The 19,543-nt window shown below is 59.1% G+C and carries 17 protein-coding genes; 7 read left to right on the top strand and 10 right to left on the bottom strand.

The genetic code is table 11. The features are described from left to right. Positions 1–46: 46 nt before the first annotated feature. On the top strand, positions 47–979 hold the full coding sequence (locus ACOTW6_RS06625) for a DMT family transporter (RefSeq protein WP_062932070.1): 933 nt from the start codon (positions 47–49) through the stop codon (positions 977–979). A gap of 110 nt (positions 980–1,089) precedes the next feature. Here ACOTW6_RS06625 and rutG read toward each other — a convergent pair whose 3' ends face one another. The 7 genes from rutG to rutA are packed head-to-tail and all read right to left on the bottom strand — an operon-like array spanning position 1,090 to position 6,524. Beyond that, positions 1,090–2,412, bottom strand: coding sequence for a pyrimidine utilization transport protein G (rutG, locus tag ACOTW6_RS06620; RefSeq protein WP_017384776.1), 1,323 nt, complete (start codon positions 2,410–2,412; stop codon positions 1,090–1,092). A 21-nt stretch (positions 2,413–2,433) separates the two neighbouring features. After that, positions 2,434–2,925, bottom strand: coding sequence for an NADH-dependent FMN reductase RutF (rutF, locus tag ACOTW6_RS06615; RefSeq protein ID WP_047726852.1), 492 nt, complete (start codon positions 2,923–2,925; stop codon positions 2,434–2,436). Positions 2,926–2,937: 12 nt separating this feature from the next. After that, positions 2,938–3,528 carry a malonic semialdehyde reductase gene (locus tag ACOTW6_RS06610; RefSeq protein ID WP_047052687.1) on the bottom strand — a complete coding sequence of 197 codons (591 nt, stop codon included), beginning with the start codon at positions 3,526–3,528 and terminating at the stop codon, positions 2,938–2,940. Positions 3,529–3,537: 9 nt separating this feature from the next. Beyond that, positions 3,538–4,338, bottom strand: a complete 801-nt coding sequence (gene rutD, locus ACOTW6_RS06605) for a pyrimidine utilization protein D (RefSeq protein ID WP_062932069.1) — start codon at positions 4,336–4,338, stop codon at positions 3,538–3,540. 7 nt (positions 4,339–4,345) lie between these two features. Next, complete coding sequence (gene rutC / locus ACOTW6_RS06600) at positions 4,346–4,732, bottom strand: pyrimidine utilization protein C (RefSeq protein ID WP_015570870.1); 387 nt, start codon at positions 4,730–4,732, stop codon at positions 4,346–4,348. 11 nt (positions 4,733–4,743) lie between these two features. Further along, positions 4,744–5,433 (bottom strand): pyrimidine utilization protein B, encoded by a 690-nt coding sequence (gene rutB / locus ACOTW6_RS06595; protein ID WP_062932068.1) that lies wholly within the window; start codon positions 5,431–5,433, stop codon positions 4,744–4,746. Beyond that, a complete protein-coding gene (gene rutA / locus ACOTW6_RS06590; RefSeq protein WP_213788609.1) occupies positions 5,433–6,524 on the bottom strand; it encodes a pyrimidine utilization protein A in 1,092 nt (363 codons plus the stop codon). Before rutA ends, rutB begins: the two co-directional genes overlap by 1 nt. A 245-nt stretch (positions 6,525–6,769) precedes the next feature. Here rutA and rutR point away from each other — a divergent pair, with 245 nt between their 5' ends. Next, a complete protein-coding gene (gene rutR / locus ACOTW6_RS06585; RefSeq protein ID WP_023324433.1) occupies positions 6,770–7,408 on the top strand; it encodes an HTH-type transcriptional regulator RutR in 639 nt (212 codons plus the stop codon). Here rutR and ACOTW6_RS06580 read toward each other — a convergent pair. Next, on the bottom strand, positions 7,405–7,800 hold the full coding sequence (locus ACOTW6_RS06580; RefSeq protein WP_213788835.1) for a lysozyme inhibitor LprI family protein: 396 nt from the start codon (positions 7,798–7,800) through the stop codon (positions 7,405–7,407). The two genes, rutR and ACOTW6_RS06580, sit on opposite strands and share 4 nt — an antisense overlap. A 100-nt stretch (positions 7,801–7,900) precedes the next feature. Further along, the gene (gene putA, locus ACOTW6_RS06575; RefSeq protein WP_213788610.1) at positions 7,901–11,863 is read right to left on the bottom strand and encodes a trifunctional transcriptional regulator/proline dehydrogenase/L-glutamate gamma-semialdehyde dehydrogenase; all 3,963 of its coding nucleotides are present in this window, start codon (positions 11,861–11,863) and stop codon (positions 7,901–7,903) included. Positions 11,864–12,285: 422 nt separating this feature from the next. Between putA and putP the strand changes: the two genes are divergently transcribed. Both putP and ACOTW6_RS06565 read left to right on the top strand, forming a co-directional pair. Then, complete coding sequence (gene putP, locus ACOTW6_RS06570) at positions 12,286–13,794, top strand: sodium/proline symporter PutP (protein ID WP_047052682.1); 1,509 nt, start codon at positions 12,286–12,288, stop codon at positions 13,792–13,794. Between the two features lie 76 nt (positions 13,795–13,870). Then, positions 13,871–14,290 (top strand): DUF3574 domain-containing protein, encoded by a 420-nt coding sequence (locus ACOTW6_RS06565; RefSeq protein ID WP_062932064.1) that lies wholly within the window; start codon positions 13,871–13,873, stop codon positions 14,288–14,290. Positions 14,291–14,371: 81 nt separating this feature from the next. Here the strand turns inward: ACOTW6_RS06565 and ACOTW6_RS06560 are convergent, their stop codons facing one another. Then, positions 14,372–15,556, bottom strand: coding sequence for a NupC/NupG family nucleoside CNT transporter (locus ACOTW6_RS06560; RefSeq protein WP_062932063.1), 1,185 nt, complete (start codon positions 15,554–15,556; stop codon positions 14,372–14,374). A 251-nt stretch (positions 15,557–15,807) separates the two neighbouring features. Between ACOTW6_RS06560 and efeU the strand changes: the two genes are divergently transcribed. The 3 genes from efeU to efeB are packed head-to-tail and all read left to right on the top strand — an operon-like array spanning position 15,808 to position 19,096. Then, on the top strand, positions 15,808–16,641 hold the full coding sequence (gene efeU / locus ACOTW6_RS06555; RefSeq protein WP_062932062.1) for an iron uptake transporter permease EfeU: 834 nt from the start codon (positions 15,808–15,810) through the stop codon (positions 16,639–16,641). A gap of 40 nt (positions 16,642–16,681) precedes the next feature. Beyond that, positions 16,682–17,809 (top strand): iron uptake system protein EfeO, encoded by a 1,128-nt coding sequence (gene efeO, locus ACOTW6_RS06550; RefSeq protein WP_062932061.1) that lies wholly within the window; start codon positions 16,682–16,684, stop codon positions 17,807–17,809. Between the two features lie 3 nt (positions 17,810–17,812). After that, complete coding sequence (gene efeB, locus ACOTW6_RS06545) at positions 17,813–19,096, top strand: iron uptake transporter deferrochelatase/peroxidase subunit (protein ID WP_213788611.1); 1,284 nt, start codon at positions 17,813–17,815, stop codon at positions 19,094–19,096. Positions 19,097–19,543: the final 447 nt, after the last annotated feature.

Raw genomic sequence — 19,543 nt, 5'->3', positions numbered from 1 at the left:
CAAAGGCATCGCACACTACAGGATTGATTCTTCGTGCTGGTGTCCCATGTCCGTTTCCCGTTTTACCTTCTCCATTAAGCCTCAGGAAGCCATCCTGATTTTGATCACCATGTTCTGGGGCGGAACCTTTCTTGCCGTTCAGTACGCGGTCACGATGAGCGATCCGTTTTTCTTTGTAGGGCTGCGCTTTGCAACCGCGGCGATTGCCGTGGCGCTTATTTCGCTGAAGACCCTGCGCGGGTTGACCCTGAGAGAGCTTAAAGCGGGTGTCGCCATTGGCGTGGCGATTGCCATGGGCTACAGCCTGCAAACGTGGGGGCTCCAGTCTATCTCCAGCAGTAAATCCGCCTTCATCACCGCCATGTACGTACCGCTGGTGCCACTGTTGCAATGGCTGTGCCTCGGCAGAATGCCGGGCCTGATGTCGTGCATTGGCATCGTGCTGGCGTTCATCGGCCTTATTTTATTAGCCGGGCCGGAAAATAATCTGCTGGCGCTGGCGCTGGCGCTGGGGCCGGGGGAGATCATCACTCTGGTGGGGGCCGTCGCCATTGCGGCAGAAATTATCCTGATTAGCGCCTGGGCAGGAAAAGTGGACGTCAAGCGGGTGACGGTGGTGCAGCTTGCCACCGCGTCGCTGGTGGCGTTCGCGACGATGGTGCCGGCAGGGGAGTCCGTCCCGCCGATGTCTACCGGGCTTATCGTCGTGGCGCTGGGGCTGGGCATTTTCAGCGCCATTATCCAGGTCACCATGAACTGGGCGCAGCGCAGCGTATCCCCGACACGGGCGACGGTCATTTATACCGGTGAACCGGTGTGGGCGGGTATTTTCGGGCGACTCGCCGGGGAGCGTCTGCCGCTGCTGGCGCTGGTAGGTGCGGCGTTTATTATCGCCGGGGTGCTGGTGAGCGAGTTGAAGTTAAAAAAACGACGTAAGGCGACTGCCGGATTGAGTGCTGAACAAGGGGCAGATAGCTAACAACGCGCACCCTGCCCGTTTAGCCCGGCGGCGCTTCGCTTGCGCGGGCCTACTTGCCAATTGTAGGCCGGGTAAGCGTAGCGTCACCCGGCAAGAAAACGGCACGTATTTCAGGTGGAGGGGGTGATGGCTTTTCCTTGCGGTACATCCCTTTTCCGGCGGCTCAGCAGAGCATTGAGCAGGATCGCGCCGAAGGTCGCCGTGCCAATCCCGCCCACCGTAAACCCGCCCAGCGTCAGGGCGAAATCACCCGCCCCCAGCACCAGCGTCACCGCCACCATGATCAGGTTACCGTTCTGGCTCAGATCAACATGATTCTGCACCCAGATACGTGCCCCCGCGACGGCAATCAGACCAAATACCACAATCGAGGCGCCGCCAATCACGGGTGCCGGGATGGTGTGGATCAATGCGCCGAATTTTGGGGAAAAGCCGAGCAGCATCGCCATCACCGCCGCCGCCACGAAGACCAGCGTCGAGTAGACTTTGGTCACTGCCATCACGCCGATGTTTTCCGCGTAGGTCGTCACGCCGCTGCCGCCGACCGAGCCGGAGAGCATGGTCGCCAGTCCGTCTCCCACAAACGCCCGCCCCATATACGGATCCATATTGCGCCCGGTCATTCCCGCTACGGCTTTCAGGTGGCCCAGGTTTTCAGCCACCAGAATCACCGCGACAGGCGCGATGAGCATCATCGCCTGAGCGTTAAAGGTGGGTGAGGTCATCTGCGGCAGGCCGAACCAGGCGGCCTGGTGAATCAGTGTGAAATCAACCGGTTTGCCGAGGCCGAACACGTTCGCCAGCAGCGCGTAGACCAGACAGGCCGCAATCAGCCCGACCAGGATCAGCAGCCGCTGGATCATGCCGCGCGTAAAGACCGCCACCACGCCGATGCACAGCACCGTAATCACCGCCATCCAGCTTTCAAACGGTGAGCCGGAAACGCTCTTCACCGCAATCGGCGCGAGGTTCAGGCCTATCGCCATCACCACCGCCCCGGTGACGACGGGGGGCATCATCCGCTCGATCCAGCGCGTGCCGACTTTCATCACCACCAGACCGGTCAGGGTGTAGACCAGCCCACAGGCGATAATACCGCCGAGGGCCACGCTCAGGTTGGGGTTAATACCCTGACCGTTAAACCCAGTCGCTGCAATGACTACCCCAACGAAGGCGGCGCTGGAGCCCAGATAGCTGGGCACACGCCCGCCGGTGACAAAAAAGAACAGCAGGGTACCCATACCCGACATCAAAATGGCGAGGTTAGGATCCAGCCCCATCAGCATGGGCATCAGCACCGTCGCCCCAAACATCGCGACCGCATGCTGCACGCCCATCACCATGGTCTGCCCGAGCGGGAGCCTTTCATCCGGCGCGACCACGCCTGCTTCTGTGGAGGTCGATTTCAACTGCCAGTGGGGAAGTCCGAACATGATCTGTCTCCTGAATGCGGATTAACAGGCGGGTCGCATAAGCGCGTGATAGCCGCGGTCGAACCACACCAGCCCTTGCGGCGCCGGGTGGCGTACGATGGATACAATGTCGCAAAACAGAATGTCGTGAGTGCCAACGCTCACCACCTGGCTGATGCGGCAGTCGAACGAGGCCAGCGCATTTTCCAGACGCGGGCAGCCCGTGTCGCCTGTCTGCCAGCGGGCAGCGGCAAAGCGTTCCGCCATCGGCGTTTTCCCGCCAAACAGGTTGGATAACGGCTCCTGTCCGGCACTCAGCGTGTTAACGCACAGGGTGCGGTTCTCGCTGAAAATCGGCCAGACCGACGCGCCGCGGTTCAGGCACACCAGCAGGGTAGGCGGGGAATCCGTAACGCTGCATACCGCGCTGGCGGTGAAGCCCGCCATTCCCGCCGGGCCGTCGGTGGTGATGATATTGACCGCTGCGCCGACGCAGGCCATAGCGTCGCGAAAGGTTTGTTTATCCGGTGTCATCACGTTCGCTCCTTACGCCAGCCCGCAGGCATCGTCAAAGGCCAGACGCGGCAGGCGTCCGTACAGTTTGGTCGCATCGCCGTAGCCGATGTTGATCAGCAGGTTGCTTTTGAGCAGCGTTCCCGTGAAAAAGGCCGCGTCCACTTTTTCCCGGTCAAAACCGGACATCGGCCCGGTGTCCAGCCCGAGCGCGCGGCAGGCGAAAATCAGGTACGCGGCCTGCATTGAGCTGTTGCGAAAGGCGGTCTCTTCCGCCAGCGCGGGGCTTGCGGTAAACCAGCTTCTGGCATCGCCGTGCGGGAACAGTTCAGGCAGGCGCTCATAAAACTCGCTGTCCCAGGCGACAATCGCCGTGACCGGGGCAGTGAGCGTTTTCTCAAGGTTGCCGCTGGAGAGCGCCGGGCGCAGCTTCTCTTTTCCTTCCGGGCTTCGCACAAACACAATGCGCGCCGGGGAGCAGTTGGCGGACGTCGGCCCCCATTTCATCAGGTCATAAATCTCGCGCAGCGTCTCGTCACTGACCGGTATATCCAGCCAGCCGTTATGGGTACGTGCGCCGGTAAACAGCGTTTCCAGCGCGGCGGGCGTGATGGCTTCGCTCATTCAAGCTCCTTACAAAGCGGGTTCTGGGCTGTGCAGCAGGCTGGCAAGCCCGTTCAGCAACAAAGTGTTAAAGGTGTCCGGCTCGGTCACATTGCAGGCATGCCCGCCCTGGCGCATGACCGTTTTGCGGGCGTGCGGGAGGGCGGCGTGCAGTTCAGCGGAGCAGACGGACGGCACCAGCAGATCGTCGGTGGAACAGATAATCTGCACGGGGCAGCGAACGCGTGCAGCGTGGCGGCTGAAATCGGCCTGTTTCAGCGCATCCAGCCTGCGCAGCAGATTGGCTTTGCCCTGAAAATGGGCCAGCGCCAGCGCGTCCTCGGCCTCCAGCCGCGGGGCGCGGGCGGCCATCCAGTCTGCCGGGTAGAGGAACAACGGCTGTGCCTCTACCCACGCCTGCGCCCCGCCCGCATGCAGCAGACGTTCGCGAACGTCAAAACAGCGGCGGGTATGGGCATTGAGGGTCAGCCAGCCGTTGACGCAGACCAGCGCGGTGAGGGCGTCGGGCTTATCGATGGCCAGCCGCAGGCCGACCAGCGCCCCCAGCGCGTGGCCGACCACGCAGTAACGGGCGATCCCGGCCCCGGCTAACGCCAGTGCAAGCTCGTCGGCCATGTGTGCGAGGGTGTAGTCTTCCGGCAGGATATCCGGGTTATTCCCCGTGCCCCGCTGGTCGTAGCACACCACCTGATACTCCTGCCCCAGCACGGCGAGCTGGGGCAGCCAGTAGCTGCCGCTGCCGCCGAGCCCGGCAATCAGTACCACCACGGGCGCGCCCGCAAAGGGGGGCGGTGAAATGGACAGTTTCATGGCCGCCTCACTTCGCGATGTGCGCAACGGTGGCAATTTCAACCAGCGCTTCGGGCTTTACCAGCCCGCACTGGATGCAAAACCGCGCCGGTTTATCGCCGGGGAAAAACTCCGCGTAGATTTCGTTAATCGCGGCGTAGTTTTTCCAGTCGGTGATAAAGATGCTGTTGAAGGTCACGTCCTCCATCGTCCCACCCGCCGTTTCGATCACGGTTTTGATCGTCTCCAGCACGTGGCGGGTTTGCGCCTTTGGGTCATCGATAAACACCACGTTGTTATCTTTATCAAACGGCAGCGTGCCCGAGACATACACAACGCCGTCAGCGAGGGTGCCGGGGACAAACGGGGCAATCGGGGTGCTGGTGCCCGGCGGAATAATCACGGATTTCGGCATAGCGGTTCTCCTCAGGCGATGCGGGCGAGCGGCGGCGTCAGCGCGTCGCAGAAATCATTGACGTTACTGACCCAGCCAAAAAAGGTTTCGATATTGAACAGGGCGGCTTTCTGGGCAAAATCCGGTCCGGCCTGATGGGTGGCGTCTTCCAGCACCACCCCAAAATACTCGAGGAAAAAGCCGTCGCGCAGGGTCGACTCCACGCACACGTTGGTGGCTATGCCCGTAAAGACCAGATGACGAATGCCCCGGCTGCGCAGCAGGCTGTCGAGCGGGGTATTGAAAAAGCCGCTGTAGCGCGGTTTCGGCAGCACGATATCGCCGGGTTCCGGTACCAGCTCATCCACCAGCTGATAATCCCAGCCGCCTTTCGCCAGCAGCGTGCCCTGGAGTTCGGGCCGTTGGCGCATGGTTTTCAGGGCGTTGGATTTGTGAAAGTTGGGTGAGCCGGGACCGCCAGCCTCGACGTACTGGTCGTCCCAGCCGTTCTGGAACCAGACGATCAGCATGCCCGCAGCACGCGCGGTGCTCACGGCGGTTTTGATATTCTCAATCACCGGCTGCGTGGTGGAGACGTCAAACCCGGCCAGATCCAGATACCCGCCTTTACTGGCATAGGCGTTTTGCATGTCTACCACGATCAGCGCGCTGCGCTGCGCGTCAAAGGTAATGGCTTCCGGGCGAGCGTTGAGGGTCGTCATTACGCCACCTCCTTCGTCACGGCAGGGATGTGGGCGCGGCACTGCATCAGCGGCTGGATGCGCTCGCCGAAGGTTTCCACGCCGGTGAGAAAATCATCGAAGGTCAGCAGTACGCCTTCGGCGCCGGGCACGGCAGCCACTTCGTCGAGCATTCTGGCGACGCTGGCATACGAGCCAACCAGGGTGCCCATGTTGATATTGACGGCAGACGTCGGGTCGGCCATCTGGCGCACATTGGTGTCCGCGCCGGAGTGGGTATCCTTCTGGCTCTGCTCGGTCAGCCAGCGCAGCGCTTCGTCATCCGCGCCGTCCTTGTATCGTTCCCATTTGGCGCGCGCGGCGTCGTCGGTTTCGTCGGCAATCACCATAAACAGCACGTAGGAGCCCACGTCGCGCCCGGTTTTGTCGGCGGCCGCTTTCATGCGTGCCGCGGTGGGCGCGAAGGCGGCCGGGGTGTTAACGCCTTTGCCGAAGCAGAAGTTGAAGTCGGCGTATTTCGCCGAGAATTCCATTCCCGCGTCGCTCTGTCCGGCGCATATCACCTTCATCGGCACCGACGGCTGCGGGCTGACGCGGCAGTCGTTCATGGTGAAGAAGTCGCCTTTGAAATCGCTTTTGCCGGTGCCCCACAGATCGCGCAGCACCTGCACATATTCAGTCAGGTAGTCGTAGCGACGGGAGAAGTAATCGTCCCCCGGCCAGAGCCCCATCTGCTCGTACTCCGGCTTTTGCCAGCCGGTGACCAGGTTAACGCCAAAGCGCCCGCCGGAGATGGAGTCGATGGTGGAGGCCATCCGCGCCACGATCGCCGGGGGAAGGGTAAGGGTGGCGGCGGTGGCGTAAATCTGGATGCGCGAGGTTACTGCCGCCAGGCCCGCCATCAGGGTAAAGGACTCCAGGTTGTGGTCCCAGAATTCGGTCTTACCGCCGAAACCGCGCAGCTTGATCATCGAGAGCGCAAAGTCGAAGTGGTAGTGCTCCGCTTTCTGCACGATGGCTTTATTCAGCTCAAAGGTCGGCATGTATTGCGGGGCAGTGGTCGAGATAAGCCAGCCGTTGTTGCCGATCGGTACAAATACGCCAATTTTCATCACGAACCTCTCTTCATTACGTCGCAGGTGTCACGGTGTTTTTGCAAAGGGAGTGCCAGTTTTGAAAATTACTTTGTTATTAAGGTGTTAAATGACGGTTGTAAAAATTAACAGCGAAAATGTGGACTGGATGGTCAAAATCATTGCACAGAAAACAGGCACTCATGCGCGCTGAGGGTGCAGAAGGTCGTGGCGAGACGGGGGTTTTGCTATGCTGAGCGCAGGACAAAAAATGGAGAGCGAAAATGACACAAGGCGCAGTGAAAACACCCGGTAAACGTTCGCAGGCGGTGAGCGCCAAGAAACAGGCCATCCTCAGCGCCGCGCTGGAGACATTTTCGCAGTTTGGTATTCACGGCACGCGCCTTGAGCAGGTGGCCGAGCAGGCCGGGGTGTCCAAGACCAATCTGCTCTACTACTACCCGTCGAAAGAGGCGCTGTATGTGGCGGTGATGCAGCAGATCCTCGATATCTGGCTCGCACCACTTAAAGCATTTCGCGAAGAGCTGGCCCCGCTGGTGGCGATAGAGGAGTACATACGCCTGAAGCTGGAGGTGTCGCGTGATTACCCGCAGGCATCAAGGCTGTTCTGTCTGGAGATGTTGCAGGGCGCGCCGCTGTTGCAGGCGGAGCTGACGGGAGATCTAAAGCAGCTGGTGGACGATAAATCAGCCATTATTGCCGGATGGGTCGCCAGCGGAAAACTGGCGCCCGTCGATCCGCATCATCTGATCTTCATGATTTGGGCCTCAACCCAGCACTACGCTGACTTCGCGGCCCAGGTCGAGGCGGTGACCGGTAAAACGCTCCAGGACGAGGCGTTTTTCCAGAGCACCCTGGAAAACGTACAGCGGATGATTATCGAAGGGATCCGCGTGCGCTAGTTCCCCGGCGGAAGAGGGCAGCTTAAGTCGCCCTCTTCACACTGCATCAGCGTGGCCAGAAACGCTTCGCGCTCCGCGGTTTTCTCCGCCAGACACTGGTTAACGATCATTGGCTGAACGCTCCCGCCTTCCGTACCCGAACCGATAAACGCACAGTCCGCATCGCGCAGGCTAATCCACGCCTGCTGCGCCTTTTTCAGCAGATCGCGCTGAGGCGCTGGCGCACGTTTGATGGCGGCCTGATACGTCTCGTTGAGCTTTTTATCGGCGGCCTGGTACTGCTGCGCGCTACAGGTGTTCAGTTCAAGCTGGGTGGTCGCGTTGTCGCACTCGTCGGCCAGCGCGCTGGCGCTCATGAGCAGGGCTGCACCTGCGAGAAATACTCTTTTCATCATCCCCTCCATGTAAAAAAGCCGGATACGCTGTGCTTATCCGGCCTGGGCTGTTTTGTCGCCCCGGTAAGCGTAGCGTCACCGGGGAGAGTTTACACGATTAACCGATTGTCATCAGGCTGGCGTTACCGCCCGCCGCCGCGGTGTTGACGCTGAGCGAGCGCTCAACGTACAGGCGCTCCAGCAGCAGGTTGGTCTCCCCGCGGGCGAAGCCCTGCACCGAGACAATCGCGCCGCTGCGGGCTGCCACCTGCTCGCACAGTTCGCGCAGCTGGTCGGAATCACCGTGGTAGATCACCGCGTCAAACGGCTGGGTCAGCAGGGCATCGGCCTTCGCAAAGCGAATGCGGGCCGAGACCGCTTTTGGCAGCTGTTTGGCGAGGTCGCGATGCAGGGCATCTTCCGGCCACAGCACCTCACAGCCCGTTGCCGTTGCGGCTGCCAGCTGCACCAGCGCATCCTGCTCGTTATCCGCCACGCACAGCACACGCTCGCGCGGCATCAGCGTCCAGGTGTTGCGCTCGCCGGTAGGACCCGGCAGCAGACGCTGTGTTCCCGCCTGCGCCAGCTCGCCGTACTGCTGTGCAATCGCACGCAGCTCAGGACGATTTTCAGCCCACTTAATCAGCGCATCCAGCGGCTGGGTCAGCACGGCTTTCACCTGCGCATCCACCGGATATTCCGCGTCCTGACGCGCCAGCGTCACGCTCAGCGCATTTTCCGGACGGTTTGCCAGCAGGCGGTACAGATAGAGCGGACCGCCCGCTTTCGGACCGGTGCCGGAGAGACCTTCACCGCCGAACGGCTGCACGCCCACGACCGCGCCAACCATGTTGCGGTTGACGTACAGGTTGCCGACTTTGGCATTGCCGGTCACCTGGGCAATGGTTTCGTCGATACGGGTATGCACGCCAAGCGTCAGGCCGTAACCCGAGGCGTTGATCTGATCGATCAGCTCGTTGAGGTTGTTACGGTTGTAGCGCACCACGTGCAGTACCGGACCGAAGACCTCTTTTTTCAGCTCGTCGAAGCTTGCCAGCTCAATCAGCGTTGGCGGCACGAAGGTGCCGGTCTGCCACTCGCGGGCATCTTCGCTGTTCTCGCGCACCGCCTGGAACACCGGACGGCCTTTGGCACGCATGGTCTGAATGTGGTTTTCGATGTTGGCTTTGGCTTCCGCGTCGATCACCGGCCCGATGTCGGTGGTGAGACGGCCCGGGTTGCCCATGCGGCATTCCGCCATCGCACCGCGCAGCATCTTCAGCGTGTGGTCAGCCACGTCATCCTGTAAGCACAGTACGCGCAGGGCGGAACAGCGTTGGCCCGCGCTGTCGAAGGCAGAGGCCAGCACGTCAACGACGACCTGCTCGGTGAGGGCAGAGGAGTCCACGATCATGGCGTTCATGCCGCCGGTTTCAGCGATCAGCGGGGTAGGACGGCCCTGCGCATCCAGACGGGTGGCGATGTTGCGTTGCAGCAGGGAGGCCACTTCGGTCGAACCGGTAAACATCACGCCGCGCACGCGGTTATCGGAGGTCAGTTTGGCGCCGACCGTTTCACCGCGCCCTGGCAGCAGCTGCACCACGCCCGCCGGTACGCCCGCTTCCAGCAGAATGTTAATGCCCTGGGCGGCAATCAGCGGGGTCTGCTCTGCCGGTTTTGCCAGCACGCTGTTGCCTGCGGCCAGCGCTGCGGCAATCTGGCCGGTGAAGATCGCCAGCGGGAAGTTCCACGGGCTGATACACACCACCGGGCCGAGCGGACGGTGGGTTTCGTTGTCGAAATCATCGCGCACCTGACCCGCGTAGTAGTGCAGGAAGTCGACCGCCTCGCGCACTTCGGCGATGGCGTTGCTGAAGGTTTTACCCGCTTCACGCACCAGAATGCCGATCAGCTGCTGCATCTGATCTTCCATCAGCACCGCCGCGCGTTCCAGAATGGCGGCACGCTCCTGTGGCGGGGTGGCAAACCAGATTGGCGCATTGTTCACCGCGCTCTCCAGGGCCTGCTCCACTTCCGCTTCCGTGGCTTCGCGCACGTAGCCGACGATATCCTTCGGCTCTGCCGGGTTGATCACCGGCTGCATTTCACCGTCCTCAACGGACTGCTCAAGGATCGGCCTGGCCTGCCACTTCTGCAATGCGCTGTTAAGCAGGGCGGAAGAGAGCGACGCCAGACGGTGTTCGTTGGCGAGATCCAGACCCGCCGAGTTGACGCGACCTGCACCATACAGCTCGCGCGGCAGGGCAATCTTCGGATGCGGCAGACCAATCTGGCCTTCCTGCGCCGCCATCTTCTCAACGGCCTGTACCGGGTCGGCCACCAGTTCGTCCAGCGGCAGGGTGGTGTCGGCGATGCGGTTAACGAAGGAGGTGTTCGCCCCGTTCTCCAGCAGACGACGCACCAGGTAGGCCAGCAGGGTTTCGTGTGTCCCTACCGGGGCATAAATTCGGCACGGACGGTTCAGCTTGCCGTCGGCCACTTTACCGGTCACCTGCTCGTACAGCGGTTCACCCATGCCGTGCAGGCACTGGAACTCGTACTGGCCCGGATAGTAGTTCTGCCCGGCCAGGCTGTAGATCGCCGCCAGGGTGTGGGCGTTGTGGGTGGCGAACTGCGGATAAATCAGGTTCGGCACGCCGAGCAGTTTTTTCGCGCAGGCGAGGTAAGAGACGTCGGTGTAGACCTTGCGGGTATAGACCGGATAACCTTCCAGACCTTCCATCTGGGCGCGTTTGATTTCGCTGTCCCAGTAGGCGCCTTTTACCAGGCGGATCATCAGGCGGCGACGGCTGCGGCTGGCGAGGTCAATCAGGTAATCAATAACGAACGGACAGCGTTTCTGGTAGGCCTGGATAACAAAACCAATCCCGTTCCAGCCCGCCAGCTCCGGCTCAAAGCACAGTTTTTCCAGCAGATCGAGGGAGATCTCCAGTCGGTCGGCCTCTTCGGCGTCGATGTTGATGCCGATGTCATACTGGCGCGCCAGCAGGGTCAGGGACTTCAGGCGCGGGTAGAGTTCTTCCATCACCCGATCGTACTGCGCGCGGCTGTAGCGCGGGTGCAGGGCGGAAAGCTTAATCGAGATGCCCGGGCCTTCATAAATACCGCGGCCGTTGGACGCTTTACCGATGGCGTGGATCGCCTGCTGGTAAGAGACCATGTAGGCCTGCGCGTCGGCGGCGGTCAGCGCCGCTTCACCCAGCATATCGTAGGAGTAGCGGAAGCCTTTATCTTCCAGCTTGCGGGCGTTCGCCAGCGCTTCGGCAATGGTTTCCCCGGTGACGAACTGCTCGCCCATCAGGCGCATCGCCATGTCCACGCCCTTGCGGATCAGCGGCTCGCCGCTCTTGCCGATGATGCGGTTCAGGGAGCGCGACAGGTTGGCTTCGTTATGGGTGGAGACCAGCTTGCCGGTGAACAGCAGGCCCCAGGTGGCGGCGTTAACGAACAGGGACGGACTACGGCCAATGTGGGAGTGCCAGTTGCCGTTGCTGATTTTGTCGCGGATCAGGGCATCGCGGGTGGCTTTATCCGGAATACGCAGCAGCGCTTCCGCCAGACACATCAGCGCCACGCCTTCCTGCGAGGAGAGGGAGAACTCCTGCAACAGCCCCTGCACCATACCGGCGCGTCCGCTGGCGGTTTTCTGATTACGCAGCTTGTCGGCGAGCTGATACGCCAGGCTGTGCGCCTGAGCGGCAACGGCTTCCGGCAGGCGCGCCTGCTCCAGCAGCATCGGCACAGCGTCGGTTTCGGCACGGCGGTAGGCGCCGGTAATGGCGGCGCGGCTGACGGACTGCGGCAGGATCTGCTCGGCAAATTCCAGGAACGGCTGGTGGTTCTCTTCAACGGCCGTCGCGGCCTCTTCGCTTTCGTTCGCTGCGCCCGCCAGCAGGGCAGGCAGCTCCGGCGGACCTTCTTCACTCTCCAGTCTTTCCAGATAGTTAAAAATCGCCTGCTTGATTAACCAGTGCGGTGTGCGGTCAATGCGGGTCGCAGCGGTTTTAATCCGTTCGCGGGTAGCGTCATCCAGCTTAACCCCCATGGTGGTCATCCCCATGCCAAAACTCCTGTTGTTCTGTAGTAGCGTTCTGTTGATAGCGTGAAATATCCACCATGTTGCAACTTTGTGCAACCGTGTTAAATGTGACCTGGTCTGCAAGCTGGAAAATGAATGGATTGTTAACGATTAGTTAGCCGTGAAAAAGAACGTGCGGCGGTTTCTGAGCCCAGTTTTTATGCGGTGCTTAACACTTTTTAAAGGTGCAACCCGTAAAAGCGTGAGCGAGTGCAACCTATAGGAAAGACGTATAAAACCAGGGATGAAATTCATGTAAATGCAGTGTTAAATCGTTTGTCAGTGGGATGCGTATACGGCAGGATAGCGCGCCCAACGGAAACACATACACACATCACTACGTTCCGGTGATGACATAACAAGGCAACCCGGACGGTTGTCGCTCGACATTTTGGAGAATTTGAATGGCTATTAGCACACCGATGCTGGTGACATTTCTCGTTTATATTTTTGGCATGATCCTGATAGGGTTTTTGGCATGGCGTTCCACTAAAAACTTTGACGACTACATCCTCGGCGGGCGCAGCCTAGGCCCGATGGTGACCGCGCTCTCTGCGGGCGCTTCCGACATGAGCGGCTGGCTGTTGATGGGCCTGCCGGGTGCGATTTTCATCTCCGGTATCTCCGAAAGCTGGATCGCCATCGGCCTGACCGTTGGCGCGTGGATTAACTGGAAGCTGGTGGCAGGCCGTCTGCGCGTGCACACCGAAGCCAACAACAACGCCCTGACGCTGCCGGACTACTTCACCGGACGCTTTGAAGATAACAGCCGTATCCTGCGCATTATCTCGGCGGTGGTGATCCTGCTGTTCTTCACCATCTACTGTGCTTCCGGCATCGTGGCGGGCGCGCGTCTGTTCGAAAGCACCTTCGGCATGAGCTATGAAACGGCGCTGTGGGCCGGTGCGGCCGCGACCATCCTCTATACCTTCGTGGGCGGATTCCTGGCGGTAAGCTGGACCGATACCGTGCAGGCGAGCCTGATGATCTTCGCCCTGATCCTCACTCCGGTGATTGTCATTTTCACCGTCGGCGGCTTTGGCGAATCGCTGGAAGTGATCAAGCAGAAGAGCATCGAAAACGTCGATATGCTGAAAGGGCTGAACTTCGTCGCCATCGTCTCTCTGATGGGCTGGGGCCTGGGCTACTTCGGCCAGCCGCACATTCTGGCGCGCTTCATGGCGGCGGATTCCCACCACACCATCGTTCACGCGCGTCGTATCAGCATGACGTGGATGATCCTGTGTCTGGCGGGGGCGTGTGCGGTCGGCTTCTTCGGTATCGCGTACTTCAACAACAACCCGGCGCAGGCGGGCGCGGTGAACCAGAACGCCGAGCGCGTATTCATCGAGCTGGCGCAGATCCTGTTCAACCCGTGGATTGCCGGTATTCTGCTCTCCGCGATCCTCGCGGCGGTGATGTCCACCCTGAGCTGTCAGCTGCTGGTGTGCTCCAGCGCCATCACCGAAGACCTTTACAAAGCGTTCCTGCGTAAGGGCGCGAGCCAGAAAGAGCTGGTGTGGGTAGGGCGCTTTATGGTGCTGCTGGTTGCGCTGGTGGCGATTGCGCTGGCGGCAAACCCTGAAAACCGCGTGCTGGGGCTGGTGAGCTATGCGTGGGCGGGCTTTGGCGCCGCATTTGGTCCGGTGGTGCTGTTCTCTGTACTGTGGTCACGCATGACCCGCAACGGCGCGCTGGCAGGGATGATTATCGGTGCGGTTACCGTTATCGTCTGGAAACAGTTCGCGTGGCTGGGCCTGTACGAGATCATCCCGGGCTTCATCTTCGGCAGCCTCGGTATTGTGGTGTTTAGCCTGCTGGGTAAAGCGCCGTCTGCCGCGATGCAGAAACGCTTCGCGGAGGCGGACGCGCACTATCACTCAGCGCCGCCGTCTAAGCTCCAGGCTGAGTAAAAACATACCCCCTCACCCTAACCCTCTCCCCGGTGGGGAGAGGGGATAGTCCTTTCACCTATGTGAGTCTTCATCAATGAGAATTAAAACAGGGTTAATGGTGGCAGCATTCGTGATGCTGGCGGGCTGTAGCGCACCCGCACAGCATGCGGCGGTGGAAACCTGCAAAGCAGAAAATCAGATGCAGCAGACCACGCTCTATTTCGGCTTGAATCGTCCGGCCGGGGCGCAGATTACCGGCAGTGAGTGGCAGCAGTTTGTCGACCAGGACGTGACGCCGCGCTTTCGCGATGGCTTAACGGTGTTTGATGCGCGTGGGCAGTGGCTGGGTAACGATGGCAAAGTGGCACGCGAACCCAGCAAGGCATTGATGCTGATCCACGGTAAAGATGCGCAGAGCGAGAAGAACATCGAAGCGTTACGCGGAATTTATAAATCCCGCTTCGCGCAGGAGTCGGTGATGCGCGTCGACCAGCCGGTGTGCGTGCAGTTCTAATAAAAACGGCGGGATAACCCGCCGTTATTGTATCGTAGGCCCGTGCAAGCGAAGCGCCGCCGGGCATTAACCGCACAAAACTTACAGCACCAACCCCGCAAAGCTCGCCGACAGCAGGCTCACCAGCGTCGCGCCGTACACCAGACGCAAACCAAACCGCGACACCACGTTGCCCTGCTGCTCGTTCAGGCCCTTAATCGCCCCGGCGACGATGCCGATGGAGGCGAAGTTCGCGAACGATACCAGGAACACGGACAAAATACCCAGCCCACGCGGTGACATTTGATGGGCTATTTTTTGCAGCTCGATCATCGCTACAAATTCATTCGCCACCAGTTTAGTTGCCATAATGCTCCCCGCGTTTAAGGCATCGCTCAGCGGAATACCAATAAGCCACGCCAGCGGATAAAACACATAACCCAGAATTTGCTGGAAGCTCATGCCAAATATGCTGGAGAAGAGGGCGTTAACGGCGCTAATAAGGGCGATAAAACCAATCAGCATCGCCAGAATAATCATCGCCACCTTAAAACCGGCCAGAATATACTCGCCCAGCATTTCAAAGAAGCTCTGGGATTCGTGCAGTTTTTCCAGCCTGATATCCGGCTCCGCTTCCGGGCGGGTCGGGTTAATGACCGAAAGAATAATAAAGGTGCTGAACATGTTCAGGATCAGCGCCGCGACGACAAATCTGGCGTCGAGCATAGTCATATAGGCCCCGACAATCGACAGCGACACCGTCGACATGGCCGTGGCAGCCATCGTAAACAGACGACGCGAGGAGAGATCCCCGAGTACGCCCTTGTAGGCAATGAAGTTTTCCGACTGACCGAGGATCAGTGAGCTCACCGCGTTAAAGGATTCAAGCTTGCCCATGCCGTTCAGTTTTGACAGTAGCGTCCCGATCACCCGAATAAAGATCGGCAGAATGCGCCAGTGCTGAAGAATACCAATCAGCGCCGAGATAAAAATAATGGGGCAGAGCACGCCAAGGAAAATAAATGCCAGCCCTTTTTCACCCATCCCGCCAAAGACAAAATTCGTCCCTTCGGCAGCGAATTTAAGCAGCGACTCAAAGAAACCGGAGACGTATTTAATAATAAACAGACCGCTTTCTGCGTGGAGGAAAAAGAACGCCAGCGCAATTTCAATCACGATCAGCTGTAAAACGAAACGAATACGAATTTTTCGGCGGTCGAAACTCACCAGCCAGGCAAGCGCAAGAATAATCACCAGCGCCAGCAGGAAATGGACAATTTTAAACATGGTTTATTTTCAGTTGGTTTTCGAGGTGGACATTTAGCCACAGCCCCGGTTAACCGTAAATGGGCATTTTCGTTATACCTTATAAACGTAACGGTTACTCAGGCAATTATTACTCCGCAATGCGTTTACATCTGGTCATCAAAACGCAACACATTTCGCTTGTTTTTCTTCTTGCCGTAATGATAATCACTATCACAAGAATTTACCTTTCTTTGCATCAGTTGACCGCGATAAACATTTAAGGTGTCGGCATGTTTGTTCCATTTCTCATTATGTTACGTGAAGGCCTTGAAGCGGCCCTGATTGTTAGCCTTATCGCCAGTTATCTGAAGCGTACCCAGCGCGGACGCTGGATTGGCGTGATGTGGGTTGGCGTTTTCCTTGCCGCGGCGCTCTGCCTGGGGCTGGGTATTCTTATCAACGAAACCACCGGTGAATTTCCGCAGAAAGAGCAGGAGCTGTTTGAAGGTATCGTCGCCGTAATAGCGGTGGTGATCCTCACCTGGATGGTGTTCTGGATGCGCAAGGTCTCCCGTAACGTGAAGGTACAGCTTGAGCAGGCGGTGGATAACGCCCTGCAAAAAGGCAACCACCACGGCTGGGCGCTGATCATGATGGTCTTTTTCGCCGTGGCGCGTGAAGGCCTGGAGTCTGTGTTCTTCCTGCTCGCGGCTTTTCAGCAGGACGTGGGCATCTGGCCGCCGCTGGGCGCGGTGCTCGGGCTGGCCACGGCGGTTGTGCTTGGCTTCCTGCTCTACTGGGGCGGCATTCGTCTTAACCTCGGGGCGTTCTTCAAGTGGACCAGCATGTTTATTCTGCTGGTGGCCGCAGGGCTGGCGGCAGGGGCGATCCGCGCCTTCCACGAAGCGGGCCTGTGGAACCACTTCCAGGACGTGGCGTTCGATCTCAGCAACGTCCTGTCGACCCATTCACTGACCGGTACCCTGCTCGAAGGGATCTTCGGCTACCAGGAAACGCCGAGCGTCAGCGAAGTGGCGATGTACTTTATCTATCTGGTTCCGGCGCTGATCCTGTTCGCTATGCCGCCGCGTACCGGCTCGCAGACGTCGCGGGTAGCGCCGTAAGTGCTGTTTTAGTTACAACATACTTTTAAAGGGAAGAGTCATGGCCATTCAGTTCCGTCGTAGTGCGTTATGCGCAGGCATTGCCGCGCTGTTCGTGTCTGCCTTCACCGCTCAGGCGGCAGATATTCCGCAGGTAAAAGTCACCGTCAACGATAAACAGTGCGAGCCGATGACCATCACGGTTAACAGCGGTAAAACGCAGTTTATTATTCAGAACCACAGCCAGAAGGCGCTGGAGTGGGAAATCCTGAAAGGCGTGATGGTGGTGGAAGAGCGCGAGAATATTGCGCCGGGCTTCAGCCAGAAGATGACCGCAAATCTTCAGCCCGGGGAATATGACATGACCTGCGGCCTGCTGACTAACCCGAAAGGTAAGCTGATCGTCAAAGGCGCAGCGACGGCGGACGCGGCCAAAGGCACGGCGCTGCTGAGCCTCGGCGACGCCATTACCGCCTATAAAGCCTACGTCACCAAAGAGACGGCGGACCTGGTGGCAGGCACCAAAGCCTTTACCGATGCGGTGAAAGCGGGGGATATCGAAAAAGCGAAATCCCTGTATGCGCCTACCCGTCAGCACTACGAGCGCATCGAGCCGATTGCCGAACTGTTCTCTGACCTTGATGGCAGCATTGACGCCCGCGAAGACGACTACGAGCAGAAGGCCGCCGATCCAAAATTCACTGGTTTCCACCGTCTGGAAAAAGCCCTGTTTGGCGATAACTCCACCAGTGGGATGGAGAAATACGCCGATCAGCTCAACAGCGACGTGCTGGAGCTGCAAAAACGCATCAGCGAGCTGGCCTTCCCGCCGTCGAAAGTGGTGGGTGGTGCAGCGGGCCTGATTGAAGAAGTGGCCGCGAGCAAAATCAGCGGTGAAGAAGATCGTTACAGCCACACCGACCTGTGGGACTTCCAGGCCAACGTCGACGGCGCACAGAAAATTGTCGATCTGCTGCGGCCTCAGCTGCAAAAAGAGAACGGCGAACTGCTGGCGAAAGTGGATGCCAACTTTAAGAAAGTTGACGCTATCCTGGCGAAATACCGCACCAAAGACGGGTTCGAAACCTACGACAAGCTGACCGATGCAGACCGTAACGCGCTGAAAGGCCCGATTACGACGCTGGCGGAAGATCTCTCCCTGCTGCGTGGCGTACTGGGTCTGGATTAAACGATGAACAAGCATGACGAGTACGACGTGGCGGAACCTTCCCGACGTCGGTTGTTAAAAGGGGTAGGGGCGCTGGGCGGCGCGTTTGCCCTGGCGGGCGGCTGTCCGGTGGCGCATGCGGCAAAACCGCAAAGCGCCCCCGGCACGCTCTCCCCGGATGCGCGTATGGAAACGCAGCCATTTTATGGTGAGCACCAGGCGGGGATCCTGACGCCGCAGCAGGCCTCGATGATGCTGGTGGCTTTCGATTCGCTGGCGAGTGATAAGGCCGACCTTGAGCGGCTGTTCCGCCTGCTGACGGCGCGCATTGCGTTTCTTACCGCGGGCGGTCCGGCACCGGAAACACCGAATCCGCGCCTGCCGCCGATGGATTCCGGGATCCTCGGGGCGTTTATCGCTCCCGATAATCTGACCATCACCGTGTCGGTGGGGGAATCGCTGTTTGATGATCGCTACGGACTGGCGAAGCAGAAGCCGAAAGCGCTGCAAAAAATGACGCGATTCCCGAATGACTCTCTCGACGCGGCGCTGTGCCACGGCGATCTGCTGTTGCAGATCTGCGCCAATACCCAGGATACGGTGATCCACGCCCTGCGCGATATCATCAAACACACCCCGGATCTGCTGAGCGTGCGCTGGAAGCGGGAAGGTTTTATCTCTGACCACGCCGCGCGCAGTAAAGGGAAAGAGACGCCGGTCAACCTGCTGGGCTTCAAAGACGGCACCGCCAACCCGGACAGCAGCAATACCGCGTTGATGAAGAACGTGGTATGGGTGACGGCGGATCAGGGCGAACCGGCCTGGGCGGTGGGCGGCAGCTATCAGGCGGTGCGTATCATTCAGTTCCACGTGGAGTTCTGGGACCGCACGCCGCTGAAAGAGCAGCAAACTATCTTCGGTCGCGATAAGCAAACCGGCGCACCGCTCGGCATGAAGCACGAGCACGATGAACCCGACTACGCCCGCGATCCGAACGGGGATGTCATCGCGCTGGACAGCCATATTCGCCTCGCCAATCCTCGCACCAAAGAGACGCAATCCAGCCTGATGATGCGCAGGGGCTACAGCTACTCGCTGGGGGTGACCAACTCCGGTCAGCTTGATATGGGACTGCTGTTTGTCTGCTATCAGCACGATCTGGAGAAGGGATTCCTCACCGTGCAGAAACGGCTCAACGGCGAAGCGCTGGAGGAGTATATCAAGCCCATCGGCGGCGGCTATTTCTTTGCCCTGCCCGGCGCGCGTGACGCGAACGACTGGCTCGCTCAGGGTCTGATAGAAGCCTGATAATCGTCCCTGCGACAGTTCGCAGGGACATTATTTTTTCGGGGGGACTATCTTATTGTTATATTTCTGTAATATTTCTATATAAGACTGATTTTCCATGTAGGGGCAGTCTGAAAAGTTGCATTCAGGTAAAATAAATGTTGCATTTATGATAATCCCTGATGTACTTAAGATAAGACAGCGGTAGTTCCCGGCAGTGATGTTAACTCACTATGGAGATCGCGAATGGTTGCGTCCTGTACTGGACAAGGTAAACACATCAACCGCAGTATCCGGCGCGGAGGCTCAGACTCCGGCAGCGATTTCCTCACCACCAAATTCTCTCATTCACCTCAAGAACCTTTTTCTACCGACGTGCATAACGGTGCGCGTAGCCGTTGTATATCGTCATCCGGTAATGCAAGCAATGGCTTACAAGGAAGCCAACCCTCTGATGTTCGTGCGCAT

The organism is Enterobacter cloacae complex sp. IR5403 (genome assembly GCF_049238705.1).
GTDB lineage: Bacteria > Pseudomonadota > Gammaproteobacteria > Enterobacterales > Enterobacteriaceae > Enterobacter > Enterobacter hormaechei_C.
This window is presented reverse-complemented; position numbering and strand designations above follow the sequence as displayed.

Excerpts from the sequence above, each read along its gene's own strand:
- putP (WP_047052682.1), top strand. The coding sequence starts at position 12,286 with ATGGCTATTAGCACACCGATGCTGGTGACATTTCTCGTTTATATTTTT.
- rutC (WP_015570870.1), bottom strand. The coding sequence starts at position 4,732 with ATGCCGAAATCCGTGATTATTCCGCCGGGCACCAGCACCCCGATTGCC.
- ACOTW6_RS06565 (WP_062932064.1), top strand. The coding sequence starts at position 13,871 with ATGAGAATTAAAACAGGGTTAATGGTGGCAGCATTCGTGATGCTGGCG.
- rutA (WP_213788609.1), bottom strand. The coding sequence starts at position 6,524 with ATGAAAATTGGCGTATTTGTACCGATCGGCAACAACGGCTGGCTTATC.
- efeO (WP_062932061.1), top strand. The coding sequence starts at position 16,682 with ATGGCCATTCAGTTCCGTCGTAGTGCGTTATGCGCAGGCATTGCCGCG.
- putA (WP_213788610.1), bottom strand. The coding sequence starts at position 11,863 with ATGGGGATGACCACCATGGGGGTTAAGCTGGATGACGCTACCCGCGAA.
- rutF (WP_047726852.1), bottom strand. The coding sequence starts at position 2,925 with ATGACACCGGATAAACAAACCTTTCGCGACGCTATGGCCTGCGTCGGC.
- rutB (WP_062932068.1), bottom strand. The coding sequence starts at position 5,433 with ATGACGACCCTCAACGCTCGCCCGGAAGCCATTACCTTTGACGCGCAG.
- ACOTW6_RS06610 (WP_047052687.1), bottom strand. The coding sequence starts at position 3,528 with ATGAGCGAAGCCATCACGCCCGCCGCGCTGGAAACGCTGTTTACCGGC.
- efeB (WP_213788611.1), top strand. The coding sequence starts at position 17,813 with ATGAACAAGCATGACGAGTACGACGTGGCGGAACCTTCCCGACGTCGG.
- ACOTW6_RS06625 (WP_062932070.1), top strand. The coding sequence starts at position 47 with ATGTCCGTTTCCCGTTTTACCTTCTCCATTAAGCCTCAGGAAGCCATC.
- ACOTW6_RS06580 (WP_213788835.1), bottom strand. The coding sequence starts at position 7,800 with ATGAAAAGAGTATTTCTCGCAGGTGCAGCCCTGCTCATGAGCGCCAGC.
- rutR (WP_023324433.1), top strand. The coding sequence starts at position 6,770 with ATGACACAAGGCGCAGTGAAAACACCCGGTAAACGTTCGCAGGCGGTG.
- efeU (WP_062932062.1), top strand. The coding sequence starts at position 15,808 with ATGTTTGTTCCATTTCTCATTATGTTACGTGAAGGCCTTGAAGCGGCC.
- rutG (WP_017384776.1), bottom strand. The coding sequence starts at position 2,412 with ATGTTCGGACTTCCCCACTGGCAGTTGAAATCGACCTCCACAGAAGCA.
- rutD (WP_062932069.1), bottom strand. The coding sequence starts at position 4,338 with ATGAAACTGTCCATTTCACCGCCCCCCTTTGCGGGCGCGCCCGTGGTG.
- ACOTW6_RS06560 (WP_062932063.1), bottom strand. The coding sequence starts at position 15,556 with ATGTTTAAAATTGTCCATTTCCTGCTGGCGCTGGTGATTATTCTTGCG.